The organism is Acidothermus cellulolyticus 11B, assembly GCF_000015025.1.
Classification (GTDB): Bacteria; Actinomycetota; Actinomycetes; order Acidothermales; family Acidothermaceae; genus Acidothermus; species Acidothermus cellulolyticus.
In genome coordinates, this window is sequence record NC_008578.1 from 682,346 (window position 1) to 707,791 (window position 25,446).

At 68.5% G+C, this 25,446-nt stretch carries 27 protein-coding genes; 26 read left to right on the plus strand and 1 reads right to left on the minus strand.

All coding sequences use genetic code 11. The features are described 5' to 3' along the window. Nucleotides 1-23: 23 nt before the first annotated feature. The 26 genes from ACEL_RS03245 (at nt 24) to ACEL_RS11400 (ending at nt 24,897) form a co-directional block, all read left to right on the plus strand. Nucleotides 24-1,319 (plus strand): homoserine dehydrogenase, encoded by a 1,296-nt coding sequence (locus ACEL_RS03245; protein ID WP_011719466.1) that lies wholly within the window; start codon nt 24-26, stop codon nt 1,317-1,319. After that, nucleotides 1,316-2,413: a threonine synthase gene (gene thrC / locus ACEL_RS03250; RefSeq protein WP_011719467.1), complete on the plus strand. Its 1,098-nt coding sequence runs from the start codon at nt 1,316-1,318 to the stop codon at nt 2,411-2,413. The genes ACEL_RS03245 and thrC overlap by 4 nt, the downstream gene beginning before the upstream one ends. Nucleotides 2,414-2,519: 106 nt before the next feature. Further along, nucleotides 2,520-3,437 carry a homoserine kinase gene (thrB, locus tag ACEL_RS03255; RefSeq protein WP_041835323.1) on the plus strand — a complete coding sequence of 306 codons (918 nt, stop codon included), beginning with the start codon at nt 2,520-2,522 and terminating at the stop codon, nt 3,435-3,437. A gap of 433 nt (nt 3,438-3,870) precedes the next feature. Beyond that, nucleotides 3,871-5,901 (plus strand): transcription termination factor Rho, encoded by a 2,031-nt coding sequence (gene rho / locus ACEL_RS03260; protein ID WP_011719469.1) that lies wholly within the window; start codon nt 3,871-3,873, stop codon nt 5,899-5,901. A 182-nt stretch (nt 5,902-6,083) separates the two neighbouring features. Then, complete coding sequence (locus tag ACEL_RS03265) at nt 6,084-6,857, plus strand: PIG-L deacetylase family protein (protein WP_011719470.1); 774 nt, start codon at nt 6,084-6,086, stop codon at nt 6,855-6,857. Continuing rightward, entirely contained in the window at nt 6,854-8,269 is a 1,416-nt protein-coding gene (locus tag ACEL_RS03270; protein WP_011719471.1) for a glycosyltransferase family 2 protein, read from the plus strand. Before ACEL_RS03265 ends, ACEL_RS03270 begins: the two co-directional genes overlap by 4 nt. Further along, nucleotides 8,266-8,799 (plus strand): exosortase/archaeosortase family protein, encoded by a 534-nt coding sequence (locus ACEL_RS12235; protein WP_011719472.1) that lies wholly within the window; start codon nt 8,266-8,268, stop codon nt 8,797-8,799. Before ACEL_RS03270 ends, ACEL_RS12235 begins: the two co-directional genes overlap by 4 nt. A gap of 59 nt (nt 8,800-8,858) precedes the next feature. Next, nucleotides 8,859-10,313, plus strand: coding sequence for an ATP-grasp domain-containing protein (locus ACEL_RS03280; RefSeq protein WP_011719473.1), 1,455 nt, complete (start codon nt 8,859-8,861; stop codon nt 10,311-10,313). Then, nucleotides 10,310-11,455 carry a non-hydrolyzing UDP-N-acetylglucosamine 2-epimerase gene (gene wecB / locus ACEL_RS03285; RefSeq protein ID WP_011719474.1) on the plus strand — a complete coding sequence of 382 codons (1,146 nt, stop codon included), beginning with the start codon at nt 10,310-10,312 and terminating at the stop codon, nt 11,453-11,455. Before ACEL_RS03280 ends, wecB begins: the two co-directional genes overlap by 4 nt. Continuing rightward, nucleotides 11,455-12,174: an HAD family hydrolase gene (locus tag ACEL_RS03290; RefSeq protein ID WP_011719475.1), complete on the plus strand. Its 720-nt coding sequence runs from the start codon at nt 11,455-11,457 to the stop codon at nt 12,172-12,174. Before wecB ends, ACEL_RS03290 begins: the two co-directional genes overlap by 1 nt. 68 nt (nt 12,175-12,242) lie before the next feature. After that, nucleotides 12,243-12,503 (plus strand): 50S ribosomal protein L31, encoded by a 261-nt coding sequence (gene rpmE / locus ACEL_RS03295; protein WP_011719476.1) that lies wholly within the window; start codon nt 12,243-12,245, stop codon nt 12,501-12,503. A gap of 65 nt (nt 12,504-12,568) precedes the next feature. Next, nucleotides 12,569-13,663: a peptide chain release factor 1 gene (gene prfA / locus ACEL_RS03300; protein WP_011719477.1), complete on the plus strand. Its 1,095-nt coding sequence runs from the start codon at nt 12,569-12,571 to the stop codon at nt 13,661-13,663. Next, the gene (prmC, locus tag ACEL_RS03305) at nt 13,660-14,544 is read left to right on the plus strand and encodes a peptide chain release factor N(5)-glutamine methyltransferase (protein WP_011719478.1); all 885 of its coding nucleotides are present in this window, start codon (nt 13,660-13,662) and stop codon (nt 14,542-14,544) included. Before prfA ends, prmC begins: the two co-directional genes overlap by 4 nt. Before the next feature lie 23 nt (nt 14,545-14,567). Then, nucleotides 14,568-15,227: an L-threonylcarbamoyladenylate synthase gene (locus ACEL_RS03310; protein WP_011719479.1), complete on the plus strand. Its 660-nt coding sequence runs from the start codon at nt 14,568-14,570 to the stop codon at nt 15,225-15,227. Nucleotides 15,228-15,271: 44 nt separating this feature from the next. Next, entirely contained in the window at nt 15,272-16,381 is a 1,110-nt protein-coding gene (locus ACEL_RS03315) for an MraY family glycosyltransferase (protein WP_011719480.1), read from the plus strand. A gap of 174 nt (nt 16,382-16,555) precedes the next feature. Then, complete coding sequence (locus tag ACEL_RS03320; protein WP_041834915.1) at nt 16,556-16,831, plus strand: AtpZ/AtpI family protein; 276 nt, start codon at nt 16,556-16,558, stop codon at nt 16,829-16,831. Nucleotides 16,832-16,871: 40 nt separating this feature from the next. Further along, nucleotides 16,872-17,267, plus strand: coding sequence for an ATP synthase subunit I (locus tag ACEL_RS03325; protein WP_011719482.1), 396 nt, complete (start codon nt 16,872-16,874; stop codon nt 17,265-17,267). Beyond that, a complete protein-coding gene (gene atpB, locus ACEL_RS03330) occupies nt 17,264-18,079 on the plus strand; it encodes a F0F1 ATP synthase subunit A (protein ID WP_011719483.1) in 816 nt (271 codons plus the stop codon). Before ACEL_RS03325 ends, atpB begins: the two co-directional genes overlap by 4 nt. A gap of 39 nt (nt 18,080-18,118) precedes the next feature. Then, entirely contained in the window at nt 18,119-18,382 is a 264-nt protein-coding gene (locus tag ACEL_RS03335) for a F0F1 ATP synthase subunit C (protein ID WP_011719484.1), read from the plus strand. 7 nt (nt 18,383-18,389) lie between these two features. Beyond that, complete coding sequence (locus tag ACEL_RS03340) at nt 18,390-18,965, plus strand: F0F1 ATP synthase subunit B (RefSeq protein WP_011719485.1); 576 nt, start codon at nt 18,390-18,392, stop codon at nt 18,963-18,965. Between the two features lie 41 nt (nt 18,966-19,006). Beyond that, nucleotides 19,007-19,831, plus strand: coding sequence for a F0F1 ATP synthase subunit delta (locus tag ACEL_RS03345; RefSeq protein ID WP_011719486.1), 825 nt, complete (start codon nt 19,007-19,009; stop codon nt 19,829-19,831). A gap of 66 nt (nt 19,832-19,897) precedes the next feature. Then, entirely contained in the window at nt 19,898-21,562 is a 1,665-nt protein-coding gene (gene atpA, locus ACEL_RS03350; protein ID WP_011719487.1) for a F0F1 ATP synthase subunit alpha, read from the plus strand. A gap of 11 nt (nt 21,563-21,573) precedes the next feature. Beyond that, nucleotides 21,574-22,476 carry a F0F1 ATP synthase subunit gamma gene (locus ACEL_RS03355; RefSeq protein WP_011719488.1) on the plus strand — a complete coding sequence of 301 codons (903 nt, stop codon included), beginning with the start codon at nt 21,574-21,576 and terminating at the stop codon, nt 22,474-22,476. Between the two features lie 4 nt (nt 22,477-22,480). Then, the gene (atpD, locus tag ACEL_RS03360) at nt 22,481-23,953 is read left to right on the plus strand and encodes a F0F1 ATP synthase subunit beta (protein ID WP_011719489.1); all 1,473 of its coding nucleotides are present in this window, start codon (nt 22,481-22,483) and stop codon (nt 23,951-23,953) included. A 7-nt stretch (nt 23,954-23,960) separates the two neighbouring features. After that, complete coding sequence (locus tag ACEL_RS03365; protein WP_011719490.1) at nt 23,961-24,338, plus strand: F0F1 ATP synthase subunit epsilon; 378 nt, start codon at nt 23,961-23,963, stop codon at nt 24,336-24,338. Between the two features lie 13 nt (nt 24,339-24,351). Beyond that, entirely contained in the window at nt 24,352-24,897 is a 546-nt protein-coding gene (locus ACEL_RS11400) for a DUF2550 domain-containing protein (protein ID WP_011719491.1), read from the plus strand. On the opposite strand, the gene ACEL_RS03380 is transcribed toward ACEL_RS11400, so the two are convergent. After that, on the minus strand, nt 24,802-25,389 hold the full coding sequence (locus ACEL_RS03380; protein WP_011719492.1) for a cob(I)yrinic acid a,c-diamide adenosyltransferase: 588 nt from the start codon (nt 25,387-25,389) through the stop codon (nt 24,802-24,804). The genes ACEL_RS11400 and ACEL_RS03380 overlap by 96 nt on opposite strands. Nucleotides 25,390-25,446: the final 57 nt, after the last annotated feature.

The following is a 25,446-nucleotide window of genomic DNA, read 5'->3' on the forward strand; positions in this document are numbered from 1 at the left end:
TCACGTCCGAACCGAGGAGTCCGATGCCCCACCGGCCGCTGCGTCTCGCGCTGCTCGGATGCGGCACCGTCGGGTCCGAGGTGGTCCGCCAACTTCGCGCCCGCCACGACGACCTGGCCGCGCGGATCGGGGCGCCCCTGGAGCTCGCCGGTATCGCGGTTCGCCGACCGGAGTTGCGCCGCGACGTCGACGTCGACCCGACTCTCTTCACGACGGACGCCGCCGGGCTGGTCGGTCGGGAGGATCTGGACATCGTCGTCGAGGTGATGGGCGGCGTGGAGCCCGCGCGTTCGCTGCTGCTCACCGCGATGAGCCGGGGCGCCTCGGTGGTGACCGCCAACAAAGCACTGCTCGCTGAAGACGGCGCCACCATCTACGAGGCGGCGGACATATACGGCGTCGACGTGTATTTCGAAGCAGCCGTCGCCGGCGGTATCCCGCTGATCCGGCCGTTGCGCGAATCGCTGGCCGGCGATACGGTGCAGCGGATTCTTGGAATCGTCAACGGCACGACTAATTACATCCTGACCCGCATGGATGAAGAGGGCGTCACGTTCGCCGATGCGCTGGCGGAAGCGACGGAACTCGGCTATGCGGAGGCCGACCCGAGCGCGGACTTGGACGGGCTGGACGCTGCGGCGAAAGCGGCCATCCTCGCGAGCCTGGCCTTTCACACCCGCGTCACCATCGGCGATGTCCACCGGGAGGGAATCGCCGGGTTGAGCGCCGCGGCGGTCAGCGCGGCCCGTGACATGGGCTACGTCGTGAAACTGCTCGCGATCTGCGAACGCACCGCCCGCGGCATCGGCGTCCGGGTGCACCCGGCGATGATTCCGCGCACCCACCCGCTCGCCGGGGTCCGCGACGCGTACAACGCGGTCTTCGTCGAATGCGACGCCGCCGGGCAGCTCATGTTTTACGGCCGGGGTGCCGGCGGGCCTCCGACAGCGAGCGCCGTCCTCGGCGACATCGTCGCGGTCGGCCGGAACCGGGTCCGCGGCGGCATCGGCACCGGCGAATCGGCGTACGCCGACTTGGACGTCCGCCCGATCGGCGAGACCATCACCCGCTACCACGTCAATCTCGACGTCGCCGACCGAGCGGGCGTGCTTGCCCAGGTTGCGACCGTTTTCGCCCGCCACAATGTGTCCATCCAGACGGTCCGGCAAATCGGGCGAGGAGACGACGCCCAGCTTGCCGTGATGACCCACACCGCGCCGGACGCCGCGCTCGCCGCCACCGTCGACGACCTGCGGGACCTGGACGTCGTCCGGGCGGTGGCGAGCGTGCTGCGGGTCGAAGGGGAGGAAGGGGCGTGACGACGACCAGCACCGCCGCGGCCGCCCGACCACGATGGCGCGGGCTCATCGAGGAGTACCGCAGATGGCTTCCGGTCAGTGACGACACCCCGGTCATCACCCTCCAAGAAGGCGGCACTCCGCTGCTCCCCGCCCCGGTGCTCTCTGAGAAGACCGGATGCGAGGTCTACCTCAAGGTCGAAGGGGCGAATCCCACCGGCTCGTTCAAGGACCGCGGCATGACCGTGGCGATCAGCAAGGCGGTGCAGGCCGGTTCCCGGGCGGTGATCTGCGCATCGACCGGAAACACCAGCGCGAGTGCGGCGGCGTACGCCGCGCGTGCCGGGCTGCTCTGCGCCGTGCTTGTCCCGCAAGGAAAAATCGCGCTCGGCAAATTGGCGCAGGCATTGGTGCACGGCGCGAAATTGCTGCAGATCGACGGGAATTTCGACGATTGCCTCGCGCTGGCGGCCAAGCTTGCGCAGGATTACCCGGTCACGTTGGTGAATTCCATCAATCCCGACCGTATCGAAGGGCAGAAGACCGCGGCGTTCGAAATCGTGGACGCGCTCGGCGATGCGCCCGACGTCCACTGCCTTCCGGTCGGGAACGCCGGGAACATCACCGCCTACTGGAAGGGGTACGTCGAGTACGCCGATCCCAGCCGCGGCGGTCCGGCCCGGCGTCGTCCCCGGATGTTCGGCTTCCAGGCCGCCGGCGCTGCACCGATCGTCCTCGGCCGGGTCGTCGAGAAACCGTCGACGATCGCCACCGCGATTCGCATCGGCAACCCGGCGAGCTGGACGAAGGCGCTCGAGGCACGGGACGCCTCGGGTGGGGCGATTCTGTCGGTGACCGACCGCCAGATTCTGGCCGCATACCGCCTGCTCGCCACCCGGGAGGCCGTTTTCGTCGAACCGGCAAGCGCCGCCAGCGTCGCCGGGCTGCTTGCGGCCCGCGAGCAGGGTCTCCTTGACCGCGGTCTGCGGGTCGTCTGCACGGTCACCGGAAACGGGCTCAAGGATCCCGATTGGGCGATCGCCGGCGCGCCTGCGCCGGTCACCGTCCCGCCGGATCCGCAGGCCGCGGCCCGGACGCTCGGGCTGCACGCCTGATCGAGGTTCCGATGGCTCAGGACCGATCGTTCCGCCGCTGTGTCGTCGAACGGCACCACGGTCCCGTGATCACCGCCCGGGTGGCGGTCCGATGACCGGCGCCGGGCTGGCCGCACCCTTCCGGCAGGGGCCGGTGCGGGTCCGGGTGCCGGCGACAAGCGCCAACCTCGGACCCGGATTCGACAGTTTCGGGTTGGCTCTCGCGTTGCACAACGAGGTCACCGTCCGGGTCACCGACCACGGCCTGCACGTCGAGGTGACCGGCGAGGGGAGCGCGGAGGTGCCGCGGGACGAGCGCAATCTCGTCATCCGGTCGATGCGTGCGGCGTTTGAGCGGCTGGGCGGACAGCCGCCCGGTCTCGAGGTCCGCTGCACGAATCGCATTCCGCACGGCCGAGGCCTCGGGTCATCGGCAGCCGCGATCGTGGCAGGTGTCGTGGCGGCCCGGGAGCTCGTCATCGGCGGCACTGGGGAGCTGCCCGACGACGCGGTGCTCGAACTAGCCGCCCGGCTCGAGGGACACCCGGACAACGTCGCCGCCTGCCTGCTCGGCGGATTGACCGTGGCGTGGCGAGACACGTTCGGCGGCGTCCGCGCCCTGCGGTTGGAGGCCGACCCGCGGATCCGCGCGGTGCTCTTTCTCTCCGAGCAGACAGCGGCGACCGCGGATACCCGGCGAACGCTGCCTGAGCAGGTACCCCACCAGGCCGCGGCCCGGAATGTCGCGTACGGCGCCCTGCTCATCGCCGCGCTCACCCGCCGTCCCGACCTGCTCCTGGACGCGACCCGCGACGAGTTGCACCAGCCGTACCGGGCCGCCGTCATGCCGGCAAGTGCGGCGTTGATCGATCGGCTCCGGTCGGGAGGGATTGCCGCGGTGCTCTCCGGGGCGGGCCCGACCGTCCTCGCCCTGGCCGATGCCGCCGAGGCGCCCCGGGTCGCCGCGCTCGAGGTTCCCGGATTCCGCCCGATGCTGCTTGCCGTAGACACCCGAGGGACAGGCGTGGAGCTGCTCGTCGAGTGACGCATCCCGTCCGGGGCGGCCGCGACTCGGCGTTACCGGGTCGGCGGTCGCGGACGGGGCGGCCACGACTCGGCGGTGGAAAACCTCGCCACCGGTTGACTGCAGTGCTACTCTGAAGCTGCACCAAGCCCTCGCCGATCACGTGAGAGTGGTGAGGTGCTCGCTCCCCGAACATTCGCCGGCCCTAGCGGCCAGGGTTTCCTCGACGCCGTACCCACCATCTCTCCTCCAGGGATGTCAGACGTCAGTGAGTCCAGCCGGCCGTTGCGGGCGACCAGTTTCTGGGGTTCGCCGCATGCGCACAAGCGCGAATCCAGGAACCAGCGATGAATTCCCGGGGAGCATGCCGCAATATTTCCGGCGGCCTGCCGGACAGACCAGACGGCATCGGTTGCACGCGCCGTCTCGGACATCTTTTCGAAAGGAACTCTGAGTGACCGACATCAGCACCGCAATGCCCACCGTTTCCGGCGAGAATTCCTCTCCTTCCGGCACCAGCGACGAGAGCCGTGGTGGTGCGCGCCGCCGCAAGGCTGCCGAGAGCGGCACATCGTCGCTGTCCGCCATGGTGCTTTCGGAATTGCAGGCGCTGGCCGCCAGTCTGGGAATTACCGGGATTGCGCGGATGCGTAAGGGCGAATTGATCGAAGCAATTCGCCAGCGGCAGGGTGGTTCGGGCGCCGCCGCTGGAGGCTCCCCGGCCGGGAGTGATGCCGGCGGCGAAAGCCCCGGCGAGACGCCCGCGGCGCGGACGACGGTAAGCCGCTCACGCGGGCGGCGGGCGGTGGTTCCCGCCCTGCAGACGACACCCACGCTCGACGTCGAGGTTCCCGTGCAGTCGACGGCTGCAGCTCCGGCTGGTTCGCCGCTCGAAATCTCTCCGGGTACGGCGGAGACCGCTCAGCCACCGGCCGCCCGCGCCGGCGACGGTCAGATGCAGCGTCGCGCCGGCCGGTTCGGCGGCCGCAACGCCACGGGTGCAGCGGGCGGAGGAGCCGGCGCGAGCCCGAGTCAGCCGGCTGGTTTCGGGCCGGCGAACGGGGCCGCGGCGGTCTCAGCCCCGACGGCAGGGCCGGGCCTGGGTCGGGAGGCAGCGCAGCGCGGCGCTCCGGCGGGCAACGGGAGCCGCGTGGCCGGCGGTCAGGCGGGCAGCCCGGCGGAAACCGGCGGCAACGGCAATGGAACCGTGAGCAACGGTGCGGAACGTCGCCGGGAGGACGAGGAATTCGCCGACATGGGCGGCCGTCGCCGGCGCGGCCGCTTCCGCGAACGCGGCGGACGGCTGCGGGTGCGGGAACGGTCGGATTACGAGCCGGCTGTTTCCGAGGACGACGTCCTGGTGCCGATCGCCGGAATTCTTGACGTGCTGGACAATTACGCATTCGTGCGTACGTCCGGATACCTGCCCGGGCCGAATGATGTGTACGTCTCGTTGGCCCAGGTGCGCCGGTATGGCTTGCGCAAGGGCGATGCGATCACCGGAATGGTTCGCCAGCCGCGCGAAGGGGAACGGCGGGAGAAATTCAACCCGCTGGTGCGGCTGGACACCGTGAACGGCATGGATCCGGAGAGCGCCCGAAACCGAGTGGAATTCAGCAAGCTCACTCCGCTGTATCCGCAAGAGCGGTTGCGGTTGGAGACGGAGCCTCAGCAGATCACCACGCGCATCATCGACCTCATCGCACCGATCGGCAAAGGCCAGCGCGGTCTCATCGTCTCGCCGCCCAAGGCGGGCAAGACGATGGTGCTCCAAGCAATCGCGAACGCCATTACGCGGAACAATCCGGAGTGCCACCTCATCGTCGTGCTCGTCGACGAGCGGCCGGAGGAAGTCACCGACATGCAACGCTCGGTGAAGGGCGAGGTTATTTCGTCGACGTTCGACCGTCCGGCGGAAGACCACACGATGGTCGCGGAGCTGTCCATTGAGCGGGCGAAGCGACTTGTCGAGCTCGGTCACGACGTCGTCATCCTGCTCGACTCCATCACCCGCTTGGGCCGCGCGTACAACACCGCGGCGCCGGCGTCCGGGCGTATTCTCTCCGGTGGGGTCGACTCCGCTGCGCTGTATCCGCCGAAGAAATTCTTCGGCGCGGCCCGCAACATTGAGAACGGCGGTTCGCTCACTATCATTGCCACGGCGTTGGTCGAAACCGGTTCCCGCGGCGACGAGGTCATCTTCGAAGAATTCAAGGGAACCGGCAACATGGAGCTCAAGCTCGACCGGAAATTCGCTGACAAGCGCATTTTCCCGGCGGTCGACATCAACGCGTCCGGCACCCGGAAAGAAGAAATCCTGCTCTCCCCGGAGGAACTCCAGATCGTCTGGCGGTTGCGGCGGGTGCTTCATGCCCTCGACCCCCAGCAAGCCCTTGAGGTGCTCATCGAGAAAATGCGGCAGACCCGCAGCAACGCGGAGTTCCTCGTCCAGGTGCAGAAGACGATGCCGATGCCCTCGGAGTGATGCCGGCCTGGTGTGCGCGGGCTTGGCCGACGCCGTCTCGGCCGGGCGTACGAGGAGGCGGCTAGTCCGTTCGACACACCGGATTGGGTCGCTCAGGCGCTCGAGTCGCGGCGCGATCCGCCGAGTATGTTCTCGTACCGTCCAGCGTTTCGAGGCCCGCGTGGGGGCTACGGGAGCACCGCATGAACGTCCTCGCCATTGGGGCGCACCCCGATGACATCGAACTGGGCTGCGCCGGCGCCCTCCTTCGACATGTCGCGGTCGGTGACAAGGTCACCCTGCTCGTGATGACCACCGGCGAGCGGGGGCCGCAGGACTCCGTCTCGCGTGTCCTCGAACAGGAGAATGCCGCGGCGCGCCTCGGGGCCGAGCTGATTTGGGGCGGTTTCCCGGACGGCGCGATCCCGCACAGCCGAGAGACGGTGACCTTCATCGACTCCGTCATTGCCGCCGTCGGCGCGGAGGTGCTCTACACGCACGGTCAGCACGACACCCATCAAGACCACGTGGCGACCGCCCTCTGTTCGCTCTCCGCCGCGCGGCGCCTCAACCGGGTGCTCTGCTACCAATCGCCGTCCGCCACCGCGTTCAACCCGGTCGTCTACGTCGACATCGAAGACACCTTGCGGGGCAAGCTCGAGGCGCTCGCTTGTCACCGCTCGCAGGTCGAGCGGTGCGAGCTCGTTGATCTAGAAGCGGTCGAGGCCGGCGCCCGGTTCTGGGGTCATCAAGCCCGGATGCGGTACGCCGAGGCGTTCGAGGTGCCCCGGTTCGTCTGGGACATCACCGGTGGCGCGTCGGCGGTACGCCGGCTCGAGAGCGCAGCGGCGGCCGGTGAGGCGGCCGCTGATCGGGTCGGCGTCCGGGACTTCGAGCTTGTCGACGGCGGCGGTGCGGGCGAGCCTGTCCGGCGTACCGGGACATCGGTGTACCTGGTGGGTGGCCGCCGTCCGTGACCGCCCCGCCACTCGCCGGCTCGTTCCGGGGACTCGCGGCGTCCGATTCCTCGGTCAGCGGCGTGCCGTGGACGTTCATCGTGCTGGCCGGGCTGATCAGCGCGGCCGTCGGCATTCTCGGCCCTGATCGGGCGATCTTTCTCGGCGTCCTCGTCATCAACCTCGTCTTCCTCGTCTTCTTCCTCCGCCATGTCGCCTTCGCGGCTGCGGCGGCCCGATGGGCGCCGACGGATCTGTACGAGAGCCCGGAGGTGCCCAGCGAAGACCTTCCGACGGTGAGCGTGCTCGTCGCGTGCCACAACGAGGAGAGCGTCGTACCCGGGCTGATCCGCGGCCTGGTCGCCCTGCACTACCCGAGATCCCGCCTCGAAATTCTGATCGTCAACGACGGGTCCAGTGATCGCACGGGTGAATTGCTTGATCAGCTGACCGCCGGCATCCGGCACATGCGGGTGATTCATCGACCGGCCGGCGCCGGCGGCGGCAAATCCGGTGCGCTCAACGCCGCGCTGGCGGAAGCGAACGGGGAAATCGTCGTCGTCTTCGACGCCGACCACATCCCGCGCCGCAACGTCATCCACCGGCTGGTCCGTCACTTTCGCGACCCCACCGTGGCCGCCGTCCAAGGCCGGTGCATCGTGCGGAATTCCGTGCAATCCACCCTCGCCCGCTCGATTGCCATCGACTATTTCTCCGGCTACCTCGTGAACGAATACGGTCGGCAGGCGCTTTTCGGGCTACCGGCGTACGGCGGAGCCAATTGTGCGGTCCGGACCGCTCTGCTGCGGCAATTCGGCGGCTGGAATGTCAACAGCGTGACCGAAGACACCGATATCACGTTGCGGCTGGTCTTGGCCGGTTATCGCGTGCGGTACGACATCACCGCGGTGGACACCGAGGAAGGAGCGACCACGTTGGCGCGGTTCGTCCGGCAGCGATACCGCTGGGCCCGCGGCCACCAGCAGGTATGGCGGGACTATCGCCGCGGCGTGTGGCGGTGCCCGCACCTCACCCTCGGGCAGAAGATCGAGACGACCCTGTTTCTCCTCGTCTACCACGTGCCTGTCTTCTGCACCCTGACGCTCGTCCTCACCCTGCTGCGCCTTGCCGGCATCGGGCCGCACGTGAGTGTGGTCGAACTGCTGCCCCTCGCCGCCCTGCTCTTCGCCGGCCCGTTCTGCGAACTCGCGGTCGGCCTGCTGGTCGGCCGGGCTCCGCGCCGGGCCGCCTGGTCGGTGGCCTGGATGACCCCCCTGTTCGTCGTTTTCATGCTCGTCTGCACCCGGGCGTGGATCGACGGGCTCCTTGGCCGGCCCTACACCTGGGTGAAGACGAAGCGGTCCCAGTGGAGCGCGCTCGCCGGCCGCGAGGAGATCGCGGACCGCGGACCGCTCGCCGAGGAGCGGCTGTGATCCGCCGCCGCGCCGTCATCGCCGGGCTGCTGGCGGCCGCCTTGGTGGTGGCTTTCGGCGGTTTTCTCCTGCTCTCCGACCCGCTCCGGGCGCTCGAGAGCCGGCTGGTGCTCGACGTCCTCCGGCCCGGGCAGCGGGTGACCCTCGTTGGTGACCACTATTTCCAGGTCCTGCCCGCCCACCACACCCCGTTCCGGGCGCAGCTGACGCCGTTCTGCTCCTCGCTCGTACCGGTGCTCGCCCTCGCGGCGATCGCGGCGTTCGTCGTCCACGGGCACTGGGTGCGGCGCAGCGCCGCGCTGCTCACGGCGGCAACCCTCGTCGTGATCTGCAATGTGCTCCGGATCGCCGCATCGCTCTGGGTCGGCCTGCAGGTCGGTGCACGGGGATTGGTGTTGTTCCACGACTGGGTGGGCACGCTCTTCGGCCTCGGTTACACGATGATCGGGTTTTTCCTCATGCTCTACCTGCTGCTGCCGAGGGCGACGACACGGATTCCACGAGCGGCCCGGGTCAGCGATGTCCTCTGAGGGCGTGGCCGCTGCCCAGCCGCGGCATGCGCCCGGAGGAGAGGTAAGGAGAGTAGCCGATGGTGGATAACCTGCGGCTGCTTGCCATCCTGCTCGGCGTCGTCCTCATCGCGGCCGGCATCGGCTGGCGGACCGTCCGGTTCGCGCGGATTCGGCAGGGCATCCGCAGCGGCCTTGCGGACCCCGACCCTGCAGTGCGCATCGCCGCGGTGCGGCAGGCGGCCGAGCTCGGCTTGGCCAGCACGGCTCCGGCGCTGCTCCGCGCCGTCCGCGTCGAGACCGACCCGGCGGTCCGGGCGGCGGTCGTCGAGTGTGTCGCTGCTCATCAATGGGAACCGGCGTCCACTGCGGCGATCGTCGAGTTGCGGTTGTGGGCGAAGGCGTACGTCGGCGCACGCCCGGATCTCGCGCGATCACCGGTCCGGTCGGCTCCGCTGCTCGCCGGGGTGGCGGGGACCGTGCCGGCGCCGTCCCTGCATCCTGTCCGCGAACACGAATTCCGGCGCCGGACCGCGACCGACCTGCACGTCGACGACGCCGCCGCGCTGGGGCCGCCGCCGGACGACGATCCGCTGGCCCGACTGCGGATTCTGGTCACCGGTGTCGGCGGTGCAGCCGGCGTCGCCGTCGTCCGGGCATTGCGGGCCGCCGGGCACACGGTGATTGGCGTGGACGCCGATCCGGACGCTGTGGGGATCCGGCTTGCCGATCACGGCCAAGCCGTGCCGCGAGCCGACGATCCGACGTACCTGACCGCGCTGATCCACGCTGCGACGCTGTTCGACGCCGAGCTGCTCGTGCCGACCGTCACCGAAGAATTGCCCGTTCTCATTGCCGGTGCAGGGTATTTGCGTGACGCCGGGTTGCGCTTTCTCTTTCCCGACGCCCGCACGGTACAGACCTGCAGGGACAAGTGGGCGTTCTACCAGGCGATGCGCGACGCTGGGGTTCCGGTGCCGGCCACCGCTCTCGGCACCGCGGAGGGCGTTCCCGGACCGTGGATCGTCAAGCCCCGTTTCGGTCGCGGTTCGCGTGATGTGCACCGGGTCACGGCTCCCCAGGAGCTGGCCGCCGCATTGACGTTGGTGGCCGAGCCGATCGTGCAGACCGCGCTGGCCGGCCGGGAATTCACCGCGGACGTTCTCGCGCATCCGGCGGAAATTGTCGCGGGCGGCGCGTTGCGGTGGCGGCTTGCGACCAAGGGCGGTATTTCGACCGTGGGGGAGACGTTCTCCGACGATTCCGTGATGCAGACCGTTGCGTTGACCATCAAGGCGCTCGGCCACATCGGGCCGGCGAATATTCAGGGGTTCGTCTCCGACGACGGCGCGGTCACGGTCGTGGAGGCAAATCCCCGCTTCTCCGGGGCGCTTCCGCTCTCCTTGGCTGCGGGTGCGGACCTAGTCGGCGAATATGTCCGTGCCATCGTCGGGCGGGCCGTGCGAACCGAGCGGCTAGCCGCCCGCCCCGGCGTCCGCATGTACCGGTATTTCGACGAGGTGTACCAGACGTGAAAATTACGGTCGCTCTCGGCACCCGACCGGAAATTGTCAAACTCGCACCGGTGGTCGCGGCGCTCCGCGCAGCCGGCCATGACGTACGAACGATCGCCACCGGGCAGCACGCGGATCCGCGGCTGGCCGGGCAATTCTTCGCCGATTTGGGATTCTTCCCCGACGCCGCCTGGCAATTGCCGGACGACGAGGGAGCCCGGGTGGGGGCGTTGCTCTCCGCAGGCTTCGCCGAATTCGCCGCCCGCCGGGCCGACGCCGTCGTCGTCCTCGGCGACACTTACACCGCACCGCTGGTTGCGATGGCCGCCCGCCGGTTTGGCATCGGCGTCATTCACGTCGAAGCCGGGCTTCGGTCGGCGAACGAAAAGTCCATGGAGGAGATTCATCGGCGGATGATGCCGGCGCTGGCCACCGTGCATTTCGCCCCGACGACGCTGGCGGCGGAGTGTCTGCGTCAGGAGGGCGTGGCACCCGAGCGGATTCGGGTCGTCGGGAATCCGGTGATCGACGCCGTGGTCGCCAGCGGGGTGTCCCGGGTGCCCTGGCAGCAGCGCTCCGGGGTCCTCCTGACCGCGCATCGCGCCGGAAACGTCGATGATCCGCGGCGGCTCGCGGAACTTGTCGCACTCGTCCGCGCCCTGGGCCGGCGGTCACCGCCGGTGGTGTTCCCGGTTCACCCGCGGACCCGCTCCCGGCTCGTCGCCGCGGGCAGGTTCGATGAGCTTGCCCACGCCGATGGGGTGCGGCTGGTCGAGCCTCTGCCGTACCGGGAGCTGCTCCAGACCCTTGCCGCGAGCCGCATCGTCGTCACGGACAGCGGCGGCCTGCAGGAGGAAGCGGCCTGGCTCGGCGTCCCGGTCGTCGTGCTGCGGACGACCACCCCGCGCTGGGAGGGCGTGCGCAACGGGTCCGCCGTCCTCACCGGTATGGACGCCGCCCGCGCCCTGGACGCGGCGGCCCGGTTGACCGATCCTGCTGAAGCCGCCCGGATCGATGCGCTGCCGTGTCCGTACGGCGACGGTCGGACCGGGCCGCGGATCGCCGCCGCCCTCGCCGACCCCGAATTCGCCGGCTTGATCCGGCCGCGGGAGCCCGCACTCGGCGATGGGGAACCGGCCTTCCGTGCCGGGGAGTTGACGTGATGAGCGACATTGCCGCCGTCACCGTTGATCTCGATGACACGCTCTTCGACCAGCGTGCGTGGCTGGACGGCGCCTGGCAGGCGGTGGCGTCCGCGGGGTCAGCGTTTGGACTCGAGCCGACTACCCTCCTGGCCGCGCTGCGCCGGATCGCTGCAGAAGGCAGCGACCGCGGCAAGATCATAGACCGGGCGCTGCTTGCGGTCGGCGTTCCGGAGTGGGAGCTGGCCGCTCTGGTGCCCGGTCTGGTCGGCGCGTTCCGGTCCCATGCGCCGACCACCCTGCCCTGCTTTCCCGGTGTCGCCGAGGCGCTGGCCGATGTCCGGAGGCTGATCCCGGTGGGGTGCGTTACCGACGGTGACCCTCACATCCAGCGGGCGAAGCTCCGCGCCCTCGGCCTGCGCGATGTGTTCGACGTCGTCGTGTACTCCGATGAACTGGGGCGTGAACATCGCAAGCCGTCGCCGGTGCCGTTCCGGCACGCGCTCGCCGCTCTCGGCGTACCGCCGGAGCATGCGGTTCACATCGGGGACCGGCCCGGGAAGGACGTCGCCGGGGCCCGTGCAGCGGGGATGCGGGCGATCCGGGTGTACACCGGTGAGTACGCCGGCCAGCCTGATGATCCCGAGCCGTGGCGGGCGTTCCCGGACGCCGGGGCGGCGCTCCGGTGGCTGGTTCGGCAGCTGGCCGGCGTGCCGGCGGGCAGCCGTCTGGCAGACTGAGAGGCCGGAAGTTATCAGGTACCGGTTCACACCGCCACGCGGTGACCCGGCGACCAGAGGAGACTGCGTTGAAGCCCGACATCCACCCGGAGTACCGGGAGACCACGGTAATCTGCAGCTGCGGGAACACCTTCACCACGCGCAGCACGGCTAAGAGCGGCGTCATCCACGCCGAAGTCTGTTCGAACTGCCACCCGTTCTACACCGGCAAGCAGAAGATTCTCGATGTCGGCGGCCGGGTGCAGAAGTTTGAGAAGCGGTTCGGCCAGCTCACGGGTGCCGCGCGGGTCGCGCGCAGCACCGGCAAACCGCGGGCCGGGCGGAAGTAGCGACGACGGCGGTGCCGGCCTGCCGGCCGGCGCCGCCGCGCGTCGTCTGAGGGAGACACACCGGAGTGTTCGAGGCGGTCGAGGAGGTTCTCCGCGAGTACGCCGATCTGGAGCGGCGGCTCGCGGATCCGGCCGTGCATGCCGACCCGCGGACGGCCCGCACCCTGGGTCGCCGCTACGCGCAGCTCGGGCCGATCGTGGAGGCGTACCGGCGGTGGAAGGCATTGGACGCCGACGTCGCGGCAGCGCACGAGCTGGCCGCGGCCGACCCGGCATTCCGCGCGGAAATTCCCGCCCTGGAAGCCGAACGCGAGGCCGTCGCTGAGCGGCTGCGGTCGCTGCTCGCACCGGCTGACCCCAACGACGGCAAGGACGTCATCATGCAGATCAAGGCAGGGGAGGGCGGGGAGGAGTCCGCGCTCTTCGCCGGGGATCTGCTGCGCATGTACCTGCGGTACGCCGAACGGCGCGGCTGGAAGACCGAAATCCTGGACGCGACCGAGTCCGATCTCGGCGGGTACAAGGACGTGACGGTCGCCATCCGCGCCGATGGGAGCGAAGGCGCGTGGAGCCGGCTGAAGTTCGAGGGCGGCGTGCACCGCGTGCAGCGTGTCCCCGTCACGGAGTCGCAGGGCCGCATTCACACGTCGGCGGTCGGCGTTCTCGTCATGCCGGAAGCTGAGGAGGTCGACGTGCAGATCGATCCCAACGACCTGCGCATCGACGTCTTCCGGTCCTCCGGTCCCGGCGGGCAGAGCGTGAATACGACGGATTCTGCCGTCCGCATCACCCACCTGCCGACCGGCATCGTCGTCAGCTGCCAGAACGAAAAAAGCCAATTGCAGAACAAGGAAACCGCGTTGCGCATTCTGCGCTCGCGGTTGCTCGCGCTGGCCCAAGAAGAGGCGGAGGCTCAGGCGGCTGCGCAGCGCCGCAGCCAGGTCCGTACCGTCGACCGCTCGGAACGCATCCGCACGTACAACTTCCCGGAGAACCGCATTTCCGACCACCGAGTGAATTACAAGGCCTACAACCTCGACCAGGTGCTGGACGGCGACCTCGACGGTGTCATCCAGGCCCTCGTCGATGCCGACGCGGCGGCGCGGCTCGCCGCCGCGGAGCAGGACCCGACCCGACCCGTGCTGAGCAGGCAGCGATGACATCATCCACCGTGCGACACCGTCCCGCATCCGTTCCGCTGCGCGCCGCGCTGGCCGAAGCGGCGTCCATCCTGGCGGCAGCCGGGGTGGTCAGCCCGCACGCCGATGCCGAGCAGCTCGCAGCGTTCGTTCTGGGCTGTCCGCGCACTCACCTGCTCGCCGCCGGGGCGCTGCCGGCCGGCCGGCATGAGGTGTTCCGTCAGCTGGTCGCCCGCCGGGCTCAGCGGGTTCCGCTGCAGCATCTGACCGGCTCGGTCGGGTTCCGCCGCCTGGAACTTGCCGTCGGCCCCGGCGTCTTCGTCCCCCGGCCGGAGACCGAGGTGCTGGCAGGGTGGTGCATCGAGACGCTTCGCGCGGACGGACCGGCCCAGCCGCTGGTCGTCGACCTCTGTACCGGCAGCGGGGCGATCGCTCTGTCGATCGCTCAGGAGGTGCCGGCTGCTCGAGTCTTCGCGGTGGACGACGATCCGGTCGCGACGGCGTGGGCGCAGCGGAACGTGGCCGGGACCGGGCTTGCCGGCCGGGTCGTCGTGCTGTGTGCGGATGCCGCGGTCGCCCTGCCCGAACTCGACGGCCAGGTCGACCTCGTCGTGGCCAATCCGCCTTATCTTGCTGAAGGCGATCGGCAGCTTCTTGAACCCGAAGTCCGGGATCACGATCCGCCGCGTGCGCTCTGGTCGGACGCGGACGGCCTCGCCGGCCCGGCAATGATCGTCGAAGCGGCCCGGCGGTTGCTCCGGCCCGGCGGCCGGGTCGCGGTGGAGCACGGCGACGGACAGCGCGCCGCGGTCGTCGGGTTGTTCGACCGGGGCTGGTCGGAGGTGGCCGCCCACCAAGACCTCACCGGTCGGGATCGGTTCGTGACCGCGCGGCGGTTGTGACGGTGGACGAACGGAGATCGGAGGTGAGCGTGCAGGTCTTCGACTGTTCGGACCCGGGGCAGCGGACGGCCGGGTTGCAGGCGGCGGCGGACGCCGTCCGGCGCGGGCAGCTTGTCGTGTTGCCGACCGACACGGTCTACGGCATCGGCGCCGACGCGTTCACGCCCGCCGCGGTGGCCGCCCTGCTTGCGGCGAAAGGCCGCGGCCGGGACATGCCGGTGCCGGTGCTCGTCGGGTCCCGTCCGGTGTTTGACGCCTTGGTCGCTGCGGCGCCGCCGACGGCGTACGCGTTGATCGACGCGTTCTGGCCCGGTGGGCTGACCATCGTCGTCCGATACAACCCGTCGCTGGCCTGGGACCTCGGGGAGACGAACGGGACGGTCGCACTACGCATGCCGGCCGAGGATCTTGCCCTGGAGTTGCTGCAGCGCACAGGTCCCATGGCGGTGAGCAGCGCGAACCGCTCCGGCTTGCCGCCCGCGACGACCTGCGCCAATGCGCGGGCACAGCTGGGGGAGGCGGTCGCCGTCTACCTCGACGGCGGACCAACCACGTCGACGATCCCGTCGTCCATTGTCGATCTCACTGGTGAGACGCCCACCTTGCTGCGCTCCGGCGCTATAGAGGCGGAACGGCTCCGGGAGGTCGTGCCGGAGCTGCGGATTCCCAGCGCGGAGTCGTAGAGTCCGGCTAGCGGACCATCATCCGGCGTGGGGAGGAGGGCGGTGTGCGCGAGTACCTCATCACCCTGCTGGTAGCCGCGAGTGTCACCTACCTCACGACGCCGGTCGCGCGGCGTTTCGCCATGCGCATCCGGGCCCTCACTGGGGTGCGCGACCGTGACGTGCACAGCATTCCCACGCCGCGGCTCGGTGGACTGGCAATGCTGCTCGGAGTGGCCGCCGCCATGCTGGTCGCGTCCCGGCTGCCCACCCTCGAGGCGGTCAACCAGCGGTTTCTGGAGCCCCGGGCCCTGCTGCTCGGCAGTGTGATCGTCTTCGTGATCGGCGCCCTTGATGACCGTTTCGGTCTGGACGCCGTGACGAAGCTCGCCGGACAGGTGTTTGCCGCGGCGGTCGTCGTCCTGCAGGGTGTGCAGTTGCTCTGGCTGCCGATCCCGGCGTACGGCACGTTGATCCTGGGCCAGGACTGGTCGGTGATCCTCACGGTCACCTTCATCGTCGTCGTGATCAATGCGGTGAATTTCGTCGACGGGCTCGACGGACTGGCGGCCGGCATCGTGGGCATCGCTGCACTCGCCTTCTTCGCGCTGTCGTACCAGATGTCGGTGGAGTTGCGGTTGTCCCGCGCCTTGCCGCCGCTCCTGCTCGCGATCGTCGTGGCCGGCGTCTGCATCGGCTTCCTCCCGCACAATTTCCATCCGGCCCGGGTCTTCATGGGCGATTCGGGATCGATGCTCATCGGCCTTCTTCTTGCTGCGTCGACGGTTTCGTTGACCGGGCAGGTGTCTCCTGCCGACCAGTACCAGCAGTACGGAACGTTCCTGCCGCTGCTGCTGCCGTTCGCCGTCCTCTTCGTGCCGCTCGCCGATCTCCTTGCCGCCGTGGTACGCCGGACCCGCGCCGGTCGGGTGCCCTGGGCGCCTGACAAACAGCACCTGCACCACCGGCTGCTCGAGCTCGGGCATTCGCAGCGGCGGGCTGTATTGATCATGTATGGGTGGTCGGCCATTTGCGCGGCTGGCGTGGTGGGACTCGCGATCACTCAGGCGCCGCTGGTGGTTGCCGCGTCCGCGGGGGCCGTGGTGCTCCTCGCGCTTGTCGTCATCGCGTTTCCCCGGCTCCGCGTCGCGTCCCGGACCGAGCGGCCGGGGTGACCGGTCGCACCGGCTGAGTGTGCGCTTCGCCCGCTCGAGGTGGGCCGCGGCACGTGATCTGGGACACAGCCTCCCCCCGACGGCGGGCGGGGTCTGCTGTGGTAACGTGCGCGTCAATCCCACGAAACCTGGGAGTCTTACGTGTCCGCACCGGAAGAGAGGCGGCTCCGTAGGATGAACCAGGACCGTGGCAGGCCGCAACTCGGTCTCTACGCCCTGGTGGGCATCGGCTCGCTCAACGTAGGGACGCTCGTCACCGGGCTAGTGATCGGGTGGCTCGCCGACGGCTGGCTCGGCAGCTTTCCCGCCTTGACCATCACCGGTCTCGGCGTCGGAATCGTCGCCGGGTTGGTGGCGAGCTGGCTGCGCATCCGTGCATATTTCGCTCACCCCGAACCAGCCGGACCGCCCCGGACGCAGCCGCCGGGAGAGCCGGACGACGACGAGTGACGCGCCGCGCGTCGCAGGACACCATGACGAAAGGGACGCCGTGAGTGGCACCGGGCCGCTGATGGTACCCGTCGGGACACCCCGGCGGGTCTTCGTCATCGTGGCGGTGCTCGGCGGCGTGGTGCTCGCCGGGGCCAGCGTGCTGGGCCATCCGCTGATCGGCATTCTGTTCCTGGTGGGACTCGCGCTCGGCACGCTGAACAACGTGCTCACGGTGCGGTCGATTCTCAAACACATCTCAGCCGGAGATCCGAACCGCAAGCAGTACGCGAAATCCTCCCTGGTGCGGCTGGGTTACATCTCGCTCTTCGCCCTGGTCTTCGTCGCGGCATTTCGCCGGGACGGCATTGCGGTTCTCGCGGGCCTGGCTATCTTTCACCTGCTCGCGTCGGTTGCCAGTGCGCTGCCGGTCCTGAAGGAGTTCCGTAAGGTATGACACTCGCTGCGCAGCCCCACGTGCTCGCCGTCGAAGTCGACATCGGCACCCATGAGACGGCTAAGTTCCTTGGTCTTACTTGGCACTGGGACACCATCCTGACGTCGGTCATCGCGGGTGTCATCGTCGTTGGCCTCGGCCTGTACATGCGCTGGACCGCGCGCTCCGGCGTGCCCAGCAAAATGCAACTTCTCTTTGAAATGTTGGTGTCCTGGGTGAATCGGCAGGTCGAGGAGAGCATGGGCCTGCGGGTCGCGCCGTTCGTCGCGCCGATGGCGGTCACGCTTTTCGTCTATATCCTGCTCTGCAACTGGATCGGTGTGCTGCCGAGCGGGCATCCGGAACACTTGCCGGCCCCGACCGCGGACATCAACCTGACCCTCACCCTCGCGCTCGTCGTCATCGTTCCGATGCACATCGTGAGCCTCAAGCGCCGGGGATTGGGCCGGTACATCCGCCATTACTTCGAGCCCTACAAGATTTTCTTCCCGATCAACGTGGTCGAGGAGCTGGCGAAACCCATCACGCTGGCGCTGCGGTTGTTCGGGAATATCTTCTCCGGCGCCATCATGGTTTCCTTGTTGGCGTTGATGCCTCCCTACGTGCTCTGGCTTCCGCAGTGGCTGTGGAAGCTCATCGACCTCGGCGTCGGTGTGATTCAGGCGTTCATCTTCGCGCTGCTCACGATTCTTTACTATGCGTTCGCCACGGCGACCGGAGGACACGGCGCATCCGACGAGCACGCCGACGGCGGTGACTCGTCGTCCCGTCAGGCTTCCCCGACACCGTTACCAGCCGGCCAGGTCCGGTGATCCCCTATCCCGTCGAGACACAGAGGAATCGGAGAAACGATGGCCAACGCGACGAATATTGAAAGTGCGGTCAAGGCAGCGGGCGCCTTTGTCGGCGGCGGACTGGCGCTGGCGGGCGGCGCCATCGGTGCGGCGATCGGTGACGGGCTCGCCGGTGCCCAGACCATCGCCGGCGTAGCGCGCCAGCCGGAGTCTCAGGGTCGACTGATGCCGCTCTTCTTCCTTACGGTGGGTCTCGTGGAGGCCATGTACTTCATCAACTTGGCGTTCATGGCCCTGTTCGTCTTCGTCCTCGGAAAGTAGGCGGATCGTGCCACCCCGGACCCTCGCCGACAACTTCCTCGTTCCCGGACCGACCGCCATCGCGGAACTCATCGTCTTTTTGCTCATCCTCTTCATTTTCGGCAAATACATCGTTCCGTTCGTGAACCAGAAGTTGGCGGAACGCCAGGAACTGATCCGCAGTCAGTTCGAGGAGGCAAAGCGGGCGCGGGACGAAGCCGAAGCGGCCGCCGCTGAATATCGGGCTCAGCTGCAGGAGATTCGCGCCGAGGCGACCCGGGTGCGGGAGCGGGCACACGAAGAGGGCCAGCAAATCATTGCGGAAATGAAAGAGCAGGCCCGCCGGGAAGCCGACCGGATCGTGCGCGCCGCCGAGGAGCAGATTCAAGCCGAGCGGGCGCGGGCCGTCGCCGCGGTGCGCGCCGAGGTCGGTTCGCTCGCGGTGGAACTTGCCAGCCGGATCGTCGGCGAGTCGCTGGCGGACGTTGAGCGTCAGCACCGGATCGTCGAACGGTTCCTCGCCGAGCTCGAGGAGCGGGCGCAGCGGCAACCGGCGGCGTCCGACGTCGTGGGCGGCCAGCAGCGCGAAGAAGTGCACCGCTGAGGGCGAAAGAGGACGGATGAGAAGCGAGAGGTCCACCGCTGATGCAGGGCGCTAGTCGGGAGTCCTTGGCCGCGGCCTGGCGGGAGGCCGAGGAGCTGCTCGTGCGTCCCCGCCCGGGGGCCCAGCCGCCCGAGGAGGTCGGCACCCAGCTGTTCAGCGTCACGGCGATTCTCGACGAGCATCCGGCGCTGCGCCGTGCCCTTTCCGATCCTGCCGTCGAGCCGGGCCGGAAGGTGAGCCTTGCGGATCGGCTCTTCGGCGAGCGGATCGGCGAAACCGCCCGCCGGCTGGTCGCGACCGTCGTCCGCGCCCGGTGGTCCCGTGTCCGCGATCTGTCCGACGCGCTGGAGACACTCGGCGTGCTCGCGCTGTTGGTGGCTGCGGAGCGGTCCCGAGCCGTCGACGACGTCGAAGACGAGCTCTTCCGCTTCGGCCGGATCGTGGCCAGCCGTCCGGAGCTCCGTGACGCCCTCGCCAATCGCACGCTGCCGGTGGAGAACAAGGTCCGTCTCGTCGAACGCCTGCTGGCTGATCGTGCCCACCCGGTGACGGTCGCTCTGGTGACGCAGCTGGTCCGCCACCCGCGCGGCCGGACGCCGGAGGAGGGTTTCGCCGATTTCAGTGGGATCGCGGCGCGGTTCCGGCAGCGGCTGGTCGCCCGAGTGACCACCGCGGTGGCGTTGACGGATGACGAGCGGTCACGGCTGCGACGGGCGCTCTCCGAGTTGTACGGGCGGGATGTCCACCTGCACGTCGAGGTGGACCCGCGAATCGGCGGCGGTGTCGTCGTCCAACTCGGAGACGAGGTCATTGATGGATCGATTGCGAGCATCCTGGCCGAAACGCGCCAACGGCTTGCGTCGTGACCCTGCCATGCAGACGGAAGAACATCACGAGTTGGCGGAAGAACATCAAAGGAGCGAACCGGTCCCATGTCTGAGCTGACGATACGGCCCGAAGAAATTCGCGCGGCCCTGGAGGAATTCGTCTCCTCCTATACCCCGGACGTCGCTTCCCGGGAGGAGGTCGGCCGGGTGACGGAGGCGGGCGACGGCATCGCTCGCATCGAAGGACTGCCGTCCACCATGGCAAACGAGCTGCTGCGGTTCGAAGACGGAACGCTCGGCCTGGCCCTCAACCTTGACGTCCGGGAGATCGGTGCCGTCATCCTCGGCCCGTTTGAGGGCATTGAGGAAGGTCAGACGGTGAAGCGGACCGGCGAGGTTCTCTCCGTGCCGGTGGGGGATGGGTTCCTCGGCCGGGTCGTCGATCCACTGGGCCGGCCGCTCGACGGCAAGGGCGAGATCGTGGCCGAAGGGCGCCGCGCGCTGGAAATTCAGGCGCCGAGCGTGGTGCAGCGCCAGCCGGTGAAGGAGCCGCTGCAGACCGGCATCAAGGCGATCGATGCGATGACGGCGATCGGGCGCGGGCAGCGGGAGCTCATCATCGGTGACCGGCAGACCGGGAAAACCGCCGTCGCGATTGACACCATCATCAATCAGCGGGCGAACTGGGAGAGCGGCGATCCGAAACTGCAGGTCAAATGCATTTACGTCGCGATCGGCCAGAAGGGCTCCACGATTGCCGCCGTGCGGAGTGCGCTCGAGGCCGCGGGTGCGATGGAGTACACCACGATTGTGGCGGCGCCGGCGTCTGATCCGGCTGGCTTTAAGTACCTTGCGCCGTACACCGGATCGGCGATCGGGCAGCACTGGATGTACAAGGGTCAGCACGCGCTGATTGTTTTCGACGATTTGTCGAAGCAGGCCGAGGCGTACCGGGCGATTTCCCTGCTGCTGCGCCGTCCGCCGGGCCGGGAGGCGTACCCCGGAGACGTGTTCTACCTGCACTCCCGTCTTCTCGAGCGGTGCGCGAAACTCTCCGACGCCATGGGCGGAGGTTCGCTCACCGGCCTGCCCATCATCGAGACGAAAGGCAATGACGTTTCCGCGTACATTCCGACCAACGTCATTTCCATCACCGACGGGCAGATTTTCTTGGAAACGGACTTGTTCAACTCGGGCGTCCGCCCGGCCATCAACGTGGGAATTTCGGTCTCCCGCGTCGGTGGGAACGCCCAGCTCAAGGCGATGAAGCAGGTGGCGGGCCGCCTCCGACTGGACCTCGCGCAGTACCGCGAGCTGGAAGCATTCGCTGCGTTCGGTTCCGACTTGGACGCCGCGAGCCGCGCCCAATTGGAGCGGGGCGCCCGGTTGGTCGAGTTGCTGAAGCAGCCGCAGTACTCGCCGTACCCGGTCGAGGAGCAGGTGGTCTCGCTCTGGGCGGGCACGACCGGCCAGTTGGACGACGTGCCGGTCACCGACATTCGCCGGTTTGAGCGCGATTTCCTTGAGTACGTGCGGCTCCGCCATCACGGCATCTTTGACGAAATCCTCAAGACCGGGGAGTTGACCGACAATGTCGTGGAGAGCTTGAAACTCGCCATCGCCGAGTTCAAGCAGACATTTGAAACCCACGACGGCAAGATTCTCGGGCATGAGGAGGCGCCGCAGCTCGACGAATCGCACCTGGCGGCCGAGAAGGTGCGCAAGCACGTGCCGCCCAGCAAGCCGACGACGCAACGGACGGCTGGGTAGGAGAGATTTCGATGGGAGCCCAGCTCCGTATTTACCGACGCCGGATCCGCTCGGTACGCGCGACGGCGAAAATCACCCGCGCCATGGAGCTCATCGCGGCGTCGCGGATCGTCAAAGCCCAGCAACGGGTCGTCGCGTCGACGCCGTACGCCGAAGCCATCACCCGGGCGGTGTCCGCGGTGGCGAGCCAGTCGAACGTCGACCATCCGCTGCTCACCGAGCGGGCGCGTCCGGTGCGGGCGGCGGTCCTGCTCGTTACGTCCGATCGCGGGCTCGCCGGCGCGTATAGTGCCAACGTCCTGCGGGAAGGCGAAGCCCTCACCGAACACCTCCGGGAGCGCGGCCTGGACGTCGTCCACTACATCATCGGCCGCAAAGGCCTTGCGTACTACCGGTTCCGGGACCGGCCGGTGGTCCGCTCCTGGCTGGGTTTCTCAGAGAATCCCAGTTACCTGCAGGCCAAGGATGTCGCCGACGCGCTGATTGCCGCGTTCAACACGCCGGCGGACGACGGCGGCGTCGATGAAATCCACGTGGTCTACACGAAATTCGTCTCGATGCTGACCCAGACGCCGGAGGCCCGCCGTATTCTGCCGCTGGAGGTGGAAGAGACCACCGAGGAGCCGGTGGGCGGGATGTTCCCGCAGTACGAATTCGAACCAAACGCCGCCGGCGTCCTCGACGCGCTGCTGCCGCGGTATGTCGAGGCGCGCATTTACAACGCGTTGCTGCAAGGGGCCGCTTCGGAACTTGCCGCGCGCCGGCGTGCGTGCAAGGCAGCGACCGATAACGCCGAGGAACTGATCCGGACGTACACCCGCCTGGCCAACGCGGCCCGGCAAGCCGAAATCACCCAGGAAATCAGTGAGATCGTCGGCGGCGCGGATGCGCTCGTCGCGACGGGGAGCGAGTGAGGATATGACGGCAACCATCGACAACACCCAATCGCAGGCCACGACCGGCGGCGTCGGCCGGGTAGCCCGGGTCATCGGCCCGGTGGTGGACGTCGAATTCGCCGCCGACGAACTGCCGGAAATTTACAACGCCCTGACGGTCGACGTCGATTTCGCCACCGCGAGCGAGCAGGTCGAAGGGGAGACGAAGCGGACCCTCACCCTCGAAGTCGCCCAGCACATCGGCGACAACATGGTGCGGGCGATTTCCCTTCAGCCGACCGACGGCCTGGTGCGGGGCGCGCTGGTGCGGGACACCGGGGCGCCGATCAGTGTGCCGGTCGGGGACGTCACGAAGGGTCACGTTTTCAACGTCCTGGGCCAGACACTGGACGTCCCGCGCATCGAGGTGACCGAGCGGTGGCCGATCCACCGTCCGGCGCCGGCTTTCGACCAGCTCGAAGCGAAGACGGAAATGCTCGAGACCGGTATCAAGGTCATCGACCTGCTCACCCCATACGTCCGCGGTGGGAAAATCGGGCTGTTCGGCGGTGCGGGCGTGGGAAAGACTGTCCTCATCCAGGAGATGATTCACCGGGTGGCCAAGAACTTCGGTGGGGTGTCCGTATTCGCCGGCGTGGGGGAGCGGACCCGTGAGGGCAACGACTTGTTCTTGGAGATGACCGAATCCGGCGTCATCAACGACACCGTGCTTGTCTTCGGGCAGATGGACGAACCGCCCGGCTGCCGGTTGCGGGTCGGTCTCGCCGCGCTGACGATGGCGGAATATTTCCGTGACGTCAAGAGGCAGGACGTCCTGCTCTTCATCGACAACATTTTCCGGTTCGTGCAGGCCGGGTCGGAGGTCTCCACCCTGCTCGGCCGGATGCCGTCGGCGGTGGGGTACCAGCCCACGCTCGCCGACGAGATGGGCGCCTTGCAGGAACGGATCACGTCGACCCGCGGTCACTCCATTACGTCGGTGCAGGCGATTTACGTGCCGGCGGACGACATCACCGACCCGGCGCCGCACACGACCTTTACCCACCTGGACGCGACGACCGTTCTTTCCCGGCCGATTTCCGAGAAGGGCATTTACCCGGCCGTCGATCCGCTGGACTCTACCTCCCGCATCCTCGACCCACAGTTCATCGGCGAGGAACATTTCCGGGTGGCGAACCAGGTCAAGCAGATTCTCCAGCGGTACAAGGATTTGCAGGACATCATTGCCATTCTGGGCATCGATGAGCTGAGCGAGGAAGACAAGGTTATCGTCGGCCGGGCCCGCCGGATCGAACGGTTCCTGTCGCAGAACATGTTCGTCGCCGAGGCGTTCACCGGCCAGCCCGGGTCGTTCGTACCGCTCGACGAGACCATCGATGCGTTCCGCCGGCTCTGCGAAGGCGAGCTTGACCACCTTCCCGAGCAGGCATTCTTCATGTGCGGCGGCTTGGACGACGTCCAGGCCAAGGCGAAGCGACTGGCCGAGCGAAGCTGAGGATCCCGTGCCGCTCCACGTTGACCTCGTTTCCGCAGAACGCCGGCTCTGGTCGGGGACGGCGGGCTTCGTGCTCGCCCGCACGCTGGACGGCGAACTCGGCATCTTGCCGGGACACGTGCCGCTCCTCGGCGTCCTTGCGGAAGGCTTCACTGTTCGCATCACGGGGCACGACGCGGGTGACGGGATTGTCGCCGCGGTCCATGGCGGATTTCTTTACGTCGCACGGGATGAGGTGACAATTCTCACCGAAGTCGCCGAGCTCTCCGGCGACATCGACGTCGGCCGGGCGCAGGCTGCCCTCGAGCGCGCGGAGGCCGCCGGCGATGAGTCAGCCGCGGCGCGCGCCCGAGCCCGGCTGGCGGCGGCCGGACAACCAGTCTGATCGAGAGCCGGCGATGCTCATCGACGCTCTGGACATCGCCGGCATCCTCGCCGCCTGCGCCGTCGTGATCTGCGCAGCCCTGGTTCTCGCCGTGTTGGCCCGTCAAGCGTGGCTGCGCCGAAACAGCTCCGGGGTGCTCTGCGCGATGCGCCCCGCCGGGGGCCACTCGCCCTGGCAGCTGGGAGTGCTTCGCTACGGGCGGACGTCGGTGCGGTGGTACCGACTGCTGAGCCTGGCACCCGGCCCGGCGGCGGTCTTCGTTCGCCGCGGTACCGCCGTTCTTGAGCGGAGGCCGGCTGCCGCCGGCGTCCGGCACGTGCTGCCTGGCGCGGCAACGGTCGCCCGCTGCCGGGCGCACACCCTGGCCGGCGGCTGGGTGGACCTCGACATGGCGTTCTCCGGCGTCGCCTGGACCGGGTTTCTCACCTGGCTCGAGTCCGTTCCCCCCGACGTCTCCGGCGCGCTACTTCCGCCGGGAACCAGCCGGCTGCCAGAGAATGTCGCCGTATCCGAGGCGGACGTTGAGGTAGCGGGCGAGCACGAAGAGGAGATCGGATAACCGGTTCAGGTACTGCGCCGGGAGCCGGCTTACCGCGTCGCCGTATGCGGCGATCGCCGCCCAGGTCTCTCGCTCGGCCCGGCGGACCACCGCGCGTGCCTGATGCAACAGCGCCGCGGCCGGCGTACCGCCGGGCAGCACGAAGCTCGCCAGCTGGGGCAGCTCCTCGTTGTATCGGTCGATCGCGGCTTCCAGCCGCGCGATATCGGCGTCAACGATGCGTAGGGCCGGCCGCCGAGGATCGGGGTCCACGGGTGTCGCCAGGTCGGCCCCGACGTCGAACAAGTCGTTCTGGATGTCGCGAAGGAGGGCCCCGACATCGGCCGGAATGCCGCCGAGCGCCAGCGCCACCCCAATCACGGTGTTCGCCTCGTCGCAGGAGCCAAATGCGGAGAGCCGGGGGTCGGTCTTGGCGACCCGTCCACCGGCCGCCAGCGCCGTCGTGCCGTCGTCGCCGGTACGGGTGTAGATGCGGGTGAGGTGCACGGCCACGCGTTGAGCGTACCGGCGGGTGGCTGGGACCGGCGGGCCGTTCGGGTGCGCGGCGGT

Coding starts and splice junctions, on each gene's coding strand:
- ACEL_RS03245 (WP_011719466.1), top strand. CDS start 24: ATGCCCCACCGGCCGCTGCGTCTCGCGCTGCTCGGATGCGGCACCGTC.
- ACEL_RS03265 (WP_011719470.1), top strand. CDS start 6,084: ATGAACGTCCTCGCCATTGGGGCGCACCCCGATGACATCGAACTGGGC.
- ACEL_RS03280 (WP_011719473.1), top strand. CDS start 8,859: ATGGTGGATAACCTGCGGCTGCTTGCCATCCTGCTCGGCGTCGTCCTC.
- ACEL_RS03290 (WP_011719475.1), top strand. CDS start 11,455: ATGAGCGACATTGCCGCCGTCACCGTTGATCTCGATGACACGCTCTTC.
- prmC (WP_011719478.1), top strand. CDS start 13,660: ATGACATCATCCACCGTGCGACACCGTCCCGCATCCGTTCCGCTGCGC.
- ACEL_RS03320 (WP_041834915.1), top strand. CDS start 16,556: ATGAACCAGGACCGTGGCAGGCCGCAACTCGGTCTCTACGCCCTGGTG.
- atpB (WP_011719483.1), top strand. CDS start 17,264: ATGACACTCGCTGCGCAGCCCCACGTGCTCGCCGTCGAAGTCGACATC.
- ACEL_RS03335 (WP_011719484.1), top strand. CDS start 18,119: ATGGCCAACGCGACGAATATTGAAAGTGCGGTCAAGGCAGCGGGCGCC.
- ACEL_RS03345 (WP_011719486.1), top strand. CDS start 19,007: ATGCAGGGCGCTAGTCGGGAGTCCTTGGCCGCGGCCTGGCGGGAGGCC.
- atpA (WP_011719487.1), top strand. CDS start 19,898: ATGTCTGAGCTGACGATACGGCCCGAAGAAATTCGCGCGGCCCTGGAG.
- ACEL_RS03355 (WP_011719488.1), top strand. CDS start 21,574: ATGGGAGCCCAGCTCCGTATTTACCGACGCCGGATCCGCTCGGTACGC.
- atpD (WP_011719489.1), top strand. CDS start 22,481: ATGACGGCAACCATCGACAACACCCAATCGCAGGCCACGACCGGCGGC.
- ACEL_RS11400 (WP_011719491.1), top strand. CDS start 24,352: ATGCTCATCGACGCTCTGGACATCGCCGGCATCCTCGCCGCCTGCGCC.